This window comes from Nonomuraea sp. NPDC003214, assembly GCF_053590035.1.
The window spans coordinates 137,339-150,307 of sequence record NZ_JBSFSX010000003.1 but is presented as its reverse complement, the minus strand read 5'-3'; the positions used below and the strand labels follow the sequence as shown (position 1 = coordinate 150,307).

The window sequence follows — 12,969 nt, the reverse complement described above, 5'->3', positions numbered from 1 at the left end:
ACAGACCGGCGGCAACGCTCAAAGTGCCACGGCCAGTCCGCATCGGCCTCCCCATGTGCGTTGGTTTGCCCGCTGATCTTCCAGCCTACTCCCAGCCGGTGTGGCCACATGTGTCGGTGGGGCCTGTTAGCTTCCTGGGAATGCGGATCCTGCACACCTCCGACTGGCACCTGGGGCGCTCGTTCCACCGCGAGAGCCTGCTGTCCGGGCAGGCGGCGTTCGTCGACCACCTGGTCGAGACGGTGCGCGCCGAGGAGGTCGACGTGGTCGCCGTCGCGGGCGACGTCTACGACCGGGCGCTGCCGCCCGTCGACGCCGTGTCGCTGTGCAACGAGGCGCTCGGCCGGCTGCGCGATGCCGGGGCCAGGACGATCCTCATCAGCGGCAACCACGACTCGGCGCGGCGGCTCGGGTTCGGCGCCTCGCTGTTCGACGCCTCGGGCGTCCACCTGCGCACCGACCCCGACCGGGCCTGGGAGCCGGTCCTCGTCGGCGACGTGGCCTTCTACGGCATCCCCTACCTGGAGCCCGAGCTGGTGCGCGGGCCGTGGGAGCTGGCCTCGCGCGGCCACACCGCCGCGATCACCCACGCCATGGACCGGGTGCGCGCCGACGCCGCCCGCCGACGCCACTCCGTCGTCCTCGCCCACGCCTTCGTCACCGGCGGGCAGGCCAGCGACAGCGAGCGCGACATCAGCGTGGGCGGCGTCGCGCACGTGCCGCTCACCGCGTTCGACGGCGTCGGCTATGTCGCGCTCGGCCACCTGCACGGCCGCCAGCGCATGTCGGAGACGGTCCGCTACTCCGGCTCCCCGATCGCCTACTCCTTCTCCGAGGCCGGCCAGGTCAAGGGCATGTGGCTGGTCACGTTCGAGGACGGCGGCTTCACCGGCGCCGACTTCGTGCCCGCCCCCGTGCCCCGGCCCGTCGCCGTGCTGCGCGGGCGCCTCGACGACCTGCTCACCTCCCCGCGTCACGCCGACCGCGAGGACCACTGGCTCCAGGTCGTCCTCACCGACCCCGTACGCCCCCGCTCCGCCATGGACCGGCTGCGCGCCCGCTTCCCCCACACGCTCGCCCTGTCCTTCGACCCCGAAGGCGACCGCGCCGCCCCCGCCCCCGTGCGCCTCAGCGGCCGGCCCGAGGCGGAGGTCGCGCTCGACTTCGTCAGGGAAGTACGCGGTGAGCCTGCCGCACCCGACGAGGAACAGCTGCTAAGACAGGCGATCGAGGCATCCCGGGCAAAGGAGACGATGGCGTAGATGCGGCCGCACCGGCTCTCGCTGACGGCGTTCGGCTCCTTCCCCGGGTCCGAGACCGTCGACTTCGACTCCCTCGCGGAGTCCGGCCTCTTCCTCATCCACGGACCCACGGGCGCGGGCAAGACCACCGTCCTCGACGCGCTCTGCTTCGCCCTGTACGGGCAGGTCCCCGGCCAGCGCAACAGCGCCCGCAGCCTCCGCTGCGACCACGCCCCCGCCGGCACCGGACCCTCGGTCAGCCTGGAGGTCACGCTCCGCGGCCGCCTCCTGCGCATCCGGCGCTCGCCCTCCTGGCAGCGCCCCAAGCTGCGCGGCACCGGCCACACCGAGGAGAAGGCCAAGGTCATCGTCGAGGAACGCACCGGCGCCGCCTGGCACGGCCTCACCACCCGCGCCGACGAGGCCGGCGACCTCGTCGGCGGGCTGCTCGGCATGAACGCCGACCAGTTCTGCCAGGTGGCCATGCTGCCGCAGGGCGACTTCGCCCGCTTCCTGCGCGCCTCCGGCGACGACCGCCACAAGCTCCTCGGCCGCCTCTTCACCGTCAAGACCTTCACCCAGGCCGAGAGCTGGCTGGCCGACCACCGCAAACGCGCCTGGCGCGACCAGCAGGACCTGCGCCGGCAGGTCGACTACGCCGTCCAACGCCTCGCCGAGGCCGCCACCGACCTGACCCTCGCCTCGCCGTCCACCGAGGACCATGCGGCCCAGCCCGCTTCCTCCACCGGCGGCCACTCCGGCGCGTCCCCGGAGGACGCGGGCCGGGAGACCGCGCTGCCCGGACCCGAGGACGATCCGGTCGAGTGGGCCGGGGCGCTGCTGGCCACCGCCCACGCCGCCGTGCTGACCACCGCCGAACGGCATGCCGAGGCCGAACGGGCATGGCGTTCCGCGGGCGCCCGCTTCGAGGAGGCGTCCGCCCTCGCCGCCCGGCAACGCCGCCACGCCGAAGCCCTCACCCTGCGCCGCACCCTGGACGAACGCGCCGAAGAACGCGCCGAGCTCCAGGCGATCCTCGACGACGCCGCCCGCGCCGACCGCGTCGTCCCCCTGATCACCGCCGCCCGGCACCGCGCGGAGGCCGCCACCAAGGCCGCCACCCTGGCCGCCGACGCCCTGACCCGCGCCCACCCCCTCCTCCCGCCCCCGAGCGGAACCCCTGCTGCGGGCAGCCGTGCTGTCACCGGGCCGCAGGTCGAGTGGCTTGCCGGGCTGGAGAGGCAGCGGCGGGCCGAGAGCGCCCGCCTGTCGGAGCTGCTCACCGAAGAGGCCCGCCTGCTGGTCGTACGCCGTGACCTGGGCAGGGTCGAAACCGAGCTGGCCAACCTCGAACGCGACGACGAGGCCACCACCGCCCGCCTGGCCGAGCTGCCGCACCTCCTCCAGGAGGCCGAGACGCAGCTCGCCCGCGCCCGCGCCGACGCCGCCCGCATCCCCGCCGTGGAGGCCGTACGGGATGCCGCCGCCGACCTGATCGAGGTCGACGGCAAGCTGGCCCGCGCGGCTGCGGAGCTCGACGACCTGGCCGAGCGGGAGGCCGAGGTTGCCGCCGCCGAGGCGGAGCTGCCCGCCCGGGTCGCCGAGGCCGCCGCGAGGCTCGACGGCGTACGGGCCGAGGCGGCGGCGATCCCGGCGGCCTCGGCGGCGCTCGACGCGGCGAGGGCGGCGCTGGCGGCGGCCCGGCGGCGTGACGCACTCGCGGCGGAGCTGGAGTCGGCGTCGGCGCACCACCAGACGCTGGTCGACCGGGCCCAGGGGCTGCGCGAACGATGGCTCGACATCCGGCAGGCGCGCATCGAGGGCATGGCGGCCGAGCTGGCCCGTGACCTGTCCGACGGGCTGCCGTGCGCCGTGTGCGGCTCCGACCACCACCCGCATCCGGCGTCCCCCACGGAGACCGCCCCCTCCCCGGACGACGAGCTGGCCGCCGAACGCGAGCACGAGGCGGCGCTCGCCGACCGGGAGGCGGCCGAGCGGACGCTGGCGTCGCTGGAGTCCCGCCTGGCCGACGCCGAGGACGCCACCGGCGGGCTCGACGCCGCCGAGGCGGAGACCGCGGCGGCGCGGGCCGAGGACGAGCTGGCCCGCCTGCACGCGATCGCCGACCGCGAGCCCGCGCTGGCCGCCGAGCTGGAACGCATCGAGGCCGAACGCGACACGGTGAGGGACCGGGCCCGGGAGATCGGCGAGGCGCTGGCGGCGCACCGCTCCCACACCACCCACCTGCACGCCGAACGCGCCCGCCTCCGCACTCGCCTGGCGACCATCCACCCGCCCCTCGAACCCCCCGCGCCCATCCCCACCGAAGAGGCGGCAACCGTCACCCATGACGGGCTCACCGTGCCCTCTTCGGAAGCGGAGGCGGTCGAGGGGGCCGATTCGCCCGCCCCCTCCGCGGAGGCGGAGGCGTACGAAGCGGTCGATTCGCCCGCCCCCTCCGCGGAGGCGCACGAAGGGGCCCATTCGCCCGCGCCCTCCTCGGAAGCGGAAGCGTTCGAAGGGGTCGAGCTCGATGCCGTGCGGGTGTTGGAGTGGGCCCGGGCGGAGCTGGGGCGGTTGCGGACGGCGGCTGCTCGGGAGGGGGAGCTGGCCGGGGCGGTGGCCGGGCTGGCGCGGGAGCGGGAGGCGTTGCAGGAGGACGCCCGGCGGGTGGCCGCGAGGCTGGCGGCCGGCCGGACGCGACAGGAGGAGCTGAGCGCCGACGCGGCCAGGCTGGCGGCGCGGCTGGACGAGGCGCGCGGCGGCGACGAGACGATCACCGCCCGCCTGACGAGGCTGAACGACGAGGCGGAGCTGCTGCGGGAGGCGTGGGAGGCGACGCGGGCGGCGGTCGTGGCGGAGGGGGAGCGGTCCCGGGCGGCCGAGGCGGCGGAGGAGGCGGCGCGCGAGGCGGGGTTCGCGGACGCGGCGGACGCGGAGGCGGCGGCGCGCGGCGCCGCCGAGCGCGAGGAGAAGGCCGAGACGCTGCGCCGGCTCGACGCGGAGCACGCCGCGGTGACGAGCACGCTGGAGGACCCGGAGCTGGTGGCCGCGGCGGCGCGGCCGGCGCCGGACCTGGCGGGGCTGGCGGCGGCGCGGGACGACGCGGAGCGCGTCCACACGGAGCTGGCCTCGGCCCGCGACCGCGCCGAGGCCAGGCACGCCCGGCTGCGGGAGCTGAAGGCCGAGCTGGAGGGCTGCGTGGCGCGGTGGCGGCCGGCGGCCGACCGGCACCGGCTGGCCGAGCGGATGGCGTCGCTGGCCAGCGGCACGTCCAGCGACAACCAGTGGAGCATGAGCCTGTCGTCCTACGTGCTGGGCGAGCGGCTGCGGCAGGTGGCCGACGCGGCGAACGAGCGGCTCGACCACATGTCCGGCGGCCGCTATCTGCTGCGGCACGACCTGGCGAAGACCGCCGGGTCGCGGGCGCGCTCGGGCGGCGGGCTGGGGCTGCGGGTGTACGACGGGTGGACCGGGGTGGAGCGCGACCCGGCGACGCTGTCGGGCGGCGAGAGCTTCATCACCTCGCTGGCGCTGGCCCTGGGGCTCGCGGACGTGGTGACCGCGGAGGCGGGCGGCGCGGAGATCGGCACGCTCTTCGTCGACGAGGGGTTCGGCACCCTGGACGAGGACACGCTCGACGGCGTGCTCGACATCCTCGACGGGCTGCGGGACGGCGGCCGGGCGGTCGGCATCATCAGCCATGTGGCCGAGCTGCGCACCCGCATCCCCGCTCAGCTCAGGGTCGCCAAGACCCGCACCGGTTCGACGCTGTCCGTCGTGGGGGGATAGTCACGAATCAGCAGGTGGTAGCGTTCACGTACCACTTCACAAGATGTAAGACCACATAGTGAGACGTACATGACGCAATCCCCCCGAAGTGAGGCCCCCAGCCGGACCCGGATCGCGGCCGCCAGCCTGGCCGGCACCGCCATCGAGTTCTACGACTTCTACATCTACGGCACGGCGGCGGCGCTGGTGCTGAACACCGCGTTCTTCCCCGAGATGGATCCGCTGGCCGGGAGCCTGGCCGCGTTCTCGACGTTCGCGGTGGCGTTCATCTCCCGGCCGCTCGGGTCGGCGCTGTTCGGGCACTGGGGCGACCGGATCGGGCGCAAGTCCATGCTGGTCGTGTCGCTGCTGGTCATGGGGCTGTCCACGATCGTCATCGGGCTGCTGCCCGGCTACACGGCCATCGGCGTCGCCGCGCCCGTGCTGCTGGTGCTGCTGCGGTTCACGCAGGGCATCGGGCTCGGCGGCGAGTGGGGCGGCGCGGCGCTGCTGGCCACCGAGCACGCGCCGCCCGGCAAGCGCGGCCTGTACGCGATGTTCCCGCAGCTCGGGCCGTCGGTCGGGTTCATCGCGGCCAACGGCCTGTTCCTGATCCTCGGCGCGACGCTCACCGACGAGCAGTTCGGCTCGTGGGGGTGGCGGGTGCCGTTCGTGGCGAGCCTGCTGCTCGTGGTCGTCGGCCTGTACGTGCGGCTGAAGATCTCCGAGACGCCGGTCTTCCAGGCGGCGATGGACGAGCGGCGGATCGCCAAGGTGCCGTTCGCCGGCCTCATGCGCCACCAATGGCGGCGCGTCCTGCTCGGCGCCGGCGCGATGGTGATCGCGTACACGCTGTTCTACACGGCGACCACCTACTGCCTGGCGTACGGCACCGGCACGCTGGAGATCCCGCGCACGACCATGCTGGCGCTGACGATGATCGGCGTGGTGTTCATGGCGGCGGGCACCGTGGTGTCGTCGATCGTGTCGGACCGGCTCGGCCGCCGCCGCACGCTCATCACCGGCACGTCCGTGGCGATCGCGTGGGGGCTGGTGATGTTCCCGCTGATGGAGACCCGGTCGGTGCCGCTCGTCGGCGTGGCGCTGGCGGGCGCGCTGGCGCTCATGGGCCTCGTGTTCGGGCCGATGGGCGCCTATTTGCCGGAGCTGTTCCGCACCGAGTTCCGCTACAGCGGCGCCTCGGTCGCCTACAGCCTGGGCGGCGTGCTCGGCGGAGCGGTGCCGCCGCTGGTGGCGACCAGCATGCAGGCGAGCGGCGTCGGCGTGTTCGGCGTCGGCGTGTACGTCTCGGCGATGGCCGTGCTCAGCCTGCTCTGCCTGATCGCCCTGCCCGAGACCGGCGACGAGACCCTGTAGACCCCGGGAGACCCGGTCGCGTAGACCCCGGCAGACCCGGTCGCGTAGACCCCGGCAGACCCGGTCGCGGGCCGCTACACCGGCCCGCCGACCGGCTGGGCCGGCCGCTCCACGTAGGCGGCCAGCGCCCGCACCCGCTCGGCGTGCTCGTCGTGGCCGACGATCACCGGCGGCTCGTTGTACGGCATCGCGTCGGACGAGCGCCGCAGCTTGATGTACTGGCCGCAGGCGTCGATCGCGTACGGCTCCATGTCGTCCTGCAGCGCGCCGATCACCGTGATCCCGTACGTCTCGCCGATCCGCCGGAACAGCGCCACCGCCTCCCGGCGATGCTCCTTGCCCAGGTTGCGGCCCAGCTCGTCGAGCACCAGGCACAGGTGGCCGCCGCCGGAGGAGGCGATCGCCGCCGCGCACACCAGCTTGACCGCCTTCTCGTCCATGAGCGCGGTGTTGGCCCGCCGGTTGTACGGGACGAAGCCCTGCCCCTCGCCGCGCCGCCACTTCGGCGTCACCCGCCACTGCCAGCGCTGCTCCGGATCGGCCGGCGCGGGCGGCACCGGGAACTCCAGCGTCGCGCCGTAGCCGCCGTAGGAGGTGTCGAGCTTCTCGAACTCCTCCGCCACCCGCTGCAACCGCGCCTTGATCGCCGCCGTCAGCGCCGCCCGGTGCACCGCCGTCGACTGCGCCGCCTCCTCCGCGCCCTTGTCGGCCGCCGCCAGGTCACGCTGGCGGGACACGATCTGCGCCTCGATCTGCCGCCGCTGGTGCTTCTCGTACTCCTCCTGCCCCCGCAGATAGGACGCCAAAGCCCCGCACACCGCCGCGAACGTCGCCTGCTCGCGCGCCGTGCTGCCGCCCCGCTCGTCCAGCAGGAACCGCAGCTCCTCCGGGATCTCCGCGTCCTCCTCCGGGAACGTGTCACGCAACGCCTGGTCGAACTGCCGCTCCGCGGCCCGCCACCACTCGTCGGCGGTGCGGCCCCGCTCCTCCTCGGGCAGTGCCCGCACCCACTCGCCGGCCGTCTCGACAGTGCCGCCCCACTCGGCGGCCAGCGCGTCGAGCCGCAGAGCCTCCCGCTCGCCGCCGACCCGCGCCTCCTGCTCGCGGGCCTGCGCCCGCTCCGCCTCGTGCCGCTGCCGCCTGCCCTCCAGCCGCTCGATCTCCATGTCGCGGGTGCGGGCCCGGAAGTCGAGCGAGGACGCCTGCCGTTCGGCCTCGGCGACCTGCGGCGTCAGCTCCTCCAGCGCCGCCGTCAGTTCGCCCAGCCTGGCCCGCCGCTCCGTCAGCCGCCCTTCGAGCTCACCGAGCTGCACACCGGCCTTCGCCCCGTCGAGCCGCCGCTGCGCCTGCGCGACCGTCTCCTCCGCGTCGTGCACCGCCTGCGCGGCCGTCTCCTGTACGTCCATCGCCCGGTTCAGCCGCTGGCCGGCGGCCTTGATGCGCGCCTCCCGGCCCGTCGCCACCCCGTCGAACGCCCCCACCACGCTCACCCCGGCGGCGCTGACCAGCACCGAACCGGGCAGACCGGACAGCGCCTCGGCGGCCTCGCCCAGCTTGGCGGCGTCGACGACCACCGCGTGCTCGCCCGGCCAGCCGCGCAGCTCGTCCACCCGCAGCGAGCCGCGGGCCTGCTCGGCCACGTCCAGCGCGTCCAGCAGGCCCGTCGCGCCCACGCCCGCCGCCGCCAGCGCGTCGAGCTGCGCGGCGGCCGGGCCGCCCTCGGCGTCGTCCAGCGCCGCCCGCGCCGAGGCCACCTCCTGGTCGGCCACGCCCAGCGCCTTGAGCGCCTCGTTCAGCCGCAGCCGCGCCGCCGCCAGCTCCCGCTCCGCCGCCGGCACGTCACGCCCGTCGGCGAAGCGCCGCGCCTCCTCCAGCGCCGGGATCATCCCGCGCAGCTCGTCGGCCGAGTTCTCCGCCACGGCCCGGTCGGCGTCGAGCTTGGCCGCCCGCGCCTGCAACGCCGCCAGCTCCCTGCGCGCCTCCGTCACTCCCCGGTCCAGCGAGTCGTCCTTCAGCGTCGCGATCTCCGCCTTCACCAGCGCGATCGCCTCCGCCGCCGCCTCACCGGCCGCCCGATGCCGCGCCAGCTCACCGGCCAGCGCCTCGTCCTTCGCGGCGGCGTCGGCCAGCTTGCGCGCCTGACGACCCCGCCAGCACCGCAACGCCTCGGCCAGCCGTACGCGAGCCTGGTCGCGCCGGTCGAACGTGGCCAGCAACGCCTTCGACTCCGCCTCGAACTCCGCCAGCCGCTCACCCGCCAGCACCGCCCGCACCCGCTTGGCGTGCTCGTCGCGCCGCGCCTCCCGCTCCTGCTCCAGCTCGGCGTCCAGCCCCGTCAGCGCCGCGATCGCCTCGAACACCCGCTCCGGCGAGATCTCGTTCAGCGGCTGCGACAGCAGGTTCGTCGCCACCTTGCTGCGCACGCTCGTCGACAGGAACGACACGCATCGCACCCGGTCGCCGTACAGCACCTTCGTCAGGTCACGCGCCACCACGTCCCGCCGCCCCGCCGACCGCGGCAGCGAACCCCACAGCTCGTCGGCCCGCGCCACCCGCTCCGCCTCCGACGCCGCCGCGGCCAGATGCACCCCGGCCCGCCAGCGGATCTCCAAATGGGGAGCCTCCTGGTTGACCCGCAACCAGACCGTCACCGGCCCGCTGGAGTCGTCCGGCACCTCGAACAGCTCCCCGTCATCCCCCGCCGCCGCCACCGGCTCGGCCGGAGCCGCGAACTCCCGCATCCCCGGCGGCCCGAACACGCCCACGATGTAGCCGTGATCGGCGCTCGCCCACTGCCGCGCCCCGGCCCCGCTGGCCAGCTCCGCGTTGAACAGCAGCTCCGACACCGCCTTCGCCCCCGACGCGAACCGCCACTGCTCGTCACCCAGCAGCGCCGTGATCGAGGCGATGAACGAGGACTTGCCCGCCCCGTTGGAGTCCTTCGGGCCCGCCCCCGCCACCACGATCAGCGTCCCCGGCACCGTCGGCACCGGATGGGTGGACAGGCGGGAGATGTTGACCGCTTGCACAGCGACCAGCACGCGATCCCCGACGACGTTCTCCACCTGCGCCACTTCAGCTCCCCGAAACCTTCCATGCGTCCTGATCCGCGACTTGACCCGCGTCCTGGCCCGCGTCCTGATCCACGACCTGATCCATGACCAGGCCCGCGGCCTGATCCACGACCTGGTCCACGTCCTGATCCGCGGCCCCGCCCGTCCGGCGGGCCGTCCCGCTCGTCACCTGGCCGTCCTCCGAGCCCGTACGGCCGCCGCCAGCGGGGTGTCGGGGCCCGCGGCCAGGATCAGCTCCTCCTGCAGCCGCCGCCGCGCCGCCGGGGTGAGCCGGTGGAACTGCGGGCCCGGAACGTAACCGCCCGCCTCCTCACCGGCCTTGACCTGCGTCAGCAGCCCGGCGTGCCGCAACGTCCGCAACGCCGACTCCAGCTCGCCGATCGGCAACTGGGTGTGGCGGCGCAGCTCGTCCACCGGCGTCGGGTGCGGCGACAGCCACGAGTCCTCCGGCAGCAGGCCCTCGGCGCGCGGGATCGCCACCGAGTGCACCAGCACCAGCGTCAGCACCGCCCGCTCACTCTCCCCGAGCCCCTGTCCCGGTCCTTGGGCCCCGCTCCTGCCGCCTCCGGCGTGCGCGGGCCGATCCGACCGCCGCCCGTCCACACCCGGCTCCGACGGCTCGGCGTCGGCGGGCTGCTCCGCGGCGGGGGCACGGTGCAGCGCGGCGATCTCGTCGTCATAGCCCGAGATCCAGCGCTCACGATGCTGGACCAGCACGCGACCCCGCCGGGCCAGCATCGCCGCCAGGGTGTGGCGCAACGCCGGATCGCGCAGGGCGGCGAACCTCGCCTCCTGCACGGGCTCGGCGGCATGCTCCACCACCATGAACGCGGCCACCAGCTCGGCCCGCCGCCGCTCGTCATAGGCGTCCAGCAGATCGCCGAACTCGGCCACCCCCGCCTCCACCCGCCCCCCGGCCCCGGCAACCCCCTCCACCAGAGAGCCCTCCGCCCTAAGCCGCACGTCCTGCACGGGCTGGGCGTCGGGCACGGGCTGGGCGTCGGGTACGGGCTGGGCATCCGGCACGAGCTGGGCGTCCCGCGCGGACTCCGGGTCCCGCACGGGTTGCTCGTCCTGCGGGGCTTGCGTGTCACGTTCGGCCTGGACCGGGTGCTCGTCGTGCGGTTGTGTGTCCCGTACGGGCTGGTCGTCCTGTGGGCGGTGCCCGTCCTGCCCGGCGTCCGGCCGCCCGGGCGGGGGCGGGTCGTGGGGCTCGGTCGTTTCGGGGGCGGCGTGGCCCGTGGTGGGGGTAGACGGTGTCCGCGCTGGTGGGGCCGTCGAAAGCGGTACCGCTATCGACGGCGGCGCGGGGCGGGCGGCGGCGACGAGGTCGGCGTCGGCTACGACCGTGAGGGCCCGGCGTTCCGGCTCGGGGATGCGGCGGACCAGCTCCTGGAGGACGGCGTGGGACTCCACCGGCCACAAGGCGCAGCGCGGCCCCAGGGAGACGATGCCGTCGGACATCGACACCCAGGCCGAGTCGTGCAGGCGGCGCAGCGCGCCGATCGCCCAGTTGCGCATCAGGTCGTCGGTGCGGCCGATCAGCGCGCGGTAGGTGTCGAGCACGCGCTCCAGCGGCGCCGGGTCGCCCGGCCACGGGTCGGTCGTGTGGTCGCTCCAGCAGCACTTGAGCACGGCGGCGAGGACGCGGCGGGTCTCACCGGAGCGCTCCACGGGCATGGGCGGGACCTGGTGCTCCTCCAGCAGCGACGGCGTGACCCCGTCGGGCCATACGGGGAGCGCCTGGCCGGTGGAGTCGGGCCTGGTCAGCCGGGTCATCCCGGCGGGGGCCGCCTCCGTGGCCCTCAACGTCAGCGGCCCCTCGACCCTGGCCCGCGCATGCGCCACCGCACCGGCCGTCACCTGCGACGCTCCGTTCAAAGCCGTGCCTCCAGCCCGGCGCCCCTCCCGGTCGAACGATCCGGCCGGCGCGCGGCGGTCGTCCTTGGAGGAGGGCCCGGACAGCGTACGGACCCCGTCCGGGAAGGACGATCCGGGCGTCGTACGGTGCGCGTCCGACCGGGACGGGCCGGTGGACGGAGGGCGGGAGTCCGACGGGGACGGGCCGGTGGACGGAGGGCCGGCCTCTTCGGGGGAAGGCGAGGGCGGCGTACGGCGCGCGTCCGCTGGGGAAGGGCGGGCCTCGGCGGCGGTGGGCATGGAAGGCGTGCGGTACGCGGCCGGGGAGGGCGGGTCCGACGGTGGGTGGTCGGTGGCGGGCCGGGGCGGGGTGGTCATGGGGTGCGCTCCAGGTGGCCGTGGGAGAGCCAGGCGGGCTCGCGGGACGGGTCGATGGTGAGGCCGTCGGACCAGGCCAGCCGGTAGGGCAGTTCGGGACGCAGGTCGATGCTCGTCAGGTCGGCCAGCAGGCGCCGGGCCGAGGGCCAGTCGGAGTCGATGACGTCGGCCAGCGCGACCCGGGAGGCGCCGCCGAGCAGGGACTCGGCCAGGGCGGTCAGGCGTTCGGTGGCGGCCGTGGGTGAGGAGTCGAGCGAGCCTTCGGGGCCGGGGTCGGGCAGGGTGGAGCGCGGGGGAGTGGGCTGGGCGGGGGCGGGGCGCGGGGCCTCGTCGACGGCGCGGGCGATGGCGGCGGGGTCGTGCCAGGGCGTGGGGGCGTCGAAGAGGAAGCCGTCGAGCACGGCGGCGAGCCGCTCCCTGGACGCCGTCTGGGCGAAGGTGCGCCACGTCTCGGTGGGCAGGAGCGTGAGGTTGCGGGTGGTGCCGGCGGAGTCGGCGAGCCGGCCGGCGGCGCGGCGGGAGGCGTCGCTGTAGGAGTAGATGGCGGCGCGCAGGTCGGTGCAGACGCGGTCGAGCTCGGGCCAGCGGGTGAGGATGGTGCCGTGGAGGCTCTGGGCGCGGTGCGCGATCTCCTCGGTGCCCCACAGCTTGGGGGCCTGCTCGCGCAGCTCCTCGATGGTGCCGGTGGTGAGCGTGATCAGCTCCAGCGCCCACAGGCGGAAGGCGCGGGCGAGGTTGACGGCGCTCTGCCGGGCTTCTTCCATGGTGGTGCGCGGGTCGGCGACGTTGAGGTCTTCGAGGGCGAGCAGCCGGTGCATCTCCGACTGGCCGCCGTCGTCCATCATCCGCCTGATGAACATGAGCCCGACGACGCTGGTGAACGACGCGCGGTAGCGCAGCTGGTTGGGCTTGGGGAAGACCTCGCGGATGGCGCCGAGCCCCTTGAGGACGCGCAGCCGGTTGTCGAACTGGTCGGCCGGGTGGGCGCGGCAGGCGAAGCGCATCTGGTCGTGCGTGAGCCATTCCTCGCCGGCTTCGGCGAACGCGGCGAACAGCGTCTCGGCGATGTCGACGAGCGCGGGGTCGTCGACCACGGCCCCGCTGTCGCGGGCCAGGGCCGCGAACATGCGGCGGTAGGTCGACAGCACCGCCTCGTCGGTGAGCGCGGAGTCGAGGGTCAGGGGCTGCTCTGGCACGCGCACTAAGGTACGGCCTCGCGCCGACATTCCTTGCCCGCATGCGCGTGCTACCGGGGCACGCTAGGGTGA

6 protein-coding genes are annotated in these 12,969 nt (G+C 75.0%); 3 read left to right on the top strand and 3 right to left on the bottom strand.

Translation table 11 applies throughout. The features are described 5' to 3' along the window. The first annotated feature begins 140 nt into the window (after positions 1-140). The 3 genes from ACWDXC_RS09625 to ACWDXC_RS09615 all read left to right on the top strand — a co-directional run bounded on the left by ACWDXC_RS09625 (position 141) and on the right by ACWDXC_RS09615 (position 6,389). Positions 141-1,262 carry an exonuclease SbcCD subunit D gene (locus tag ACWDXC_RS09625; protein ID WP_449980039.1) on the top strand — a complete coding sequence of 374 codons (1,122 nt, stop codon included), beginning with the start codon at positions 141-143 and terminating at the stop codon, positions 1,260-1,262. Next, on the top strand, positions 1,263-5,033 hold the full coding sequence (locus ACWDXC_RS09620; RefSeq protein ID WP_449980036.1) for an AAA family ATPase: 3,771 nt from the start codon (positions 1,263-1,265) through the stop codon (positions 5,031-5,033). It begins immediately after the preceding gene. Positions 5,034-5,102: 69 nt separating this feature from the next. Continuing rightward, positions 5,103-6,389, top strand: coding sequence for an MFS transporter (locus ACWDXC_RS09615; protein ID WP_219519581.1), 1,287 nt, complete (start codon positions 5,103-5,105; stop codon positions 6,387-6,389). Positions 6,390-6,463: 74 nt separating this feature from the next. On the opposite strand, the gene ACWDXC_RS09610 is transcribed toward ACWDXC_RS09615, so the two are convergent. The 3 genes from ACWDXC_RS09610 to ACWDXC_RS09600 all read right to left on the bottom strand — a co-directional run bounded on the left by ACWDXC_RS09610 (position 6,464) and on the right by ACWDXC_RS09600 (position 12,897). Then, on the bottom strand, positions 6,464-9,463 hold the full coding sequence (locus ACWDXC_RS09610; RefSeq protein WP_449980034.1) for a chromosome partitioning protein ParA: 3,000 nt from the start codon (positions 9,461-9,463) through the stop codon (positions 6,464-6,466). Positions 9,464-9,628: 165 nt separating this feature from the next. Continuing rightward, entirely contained in the window at positions 9,629-11,326 is a 1,698-nt protein-coding gene (locus tag ACWDXC_RS09605; protein WP_449980032.1) for a hypothetical protein, read from the bottom strand. A gap of 371 nt (positions 11,327-11,697) precedes the next feature. Continuing rightward, entirely contained in the window at positions 11,698-12,897 is a 1,200-nt protein-coding gene (locus tag ACWDXC_RS09600) for a hypothetical protein (RefSeq protein WP_449980030.1), read from the bottom strand. Between the last annotated feature and the right edge of the window lie 72 nt (positions 12,898-12,969).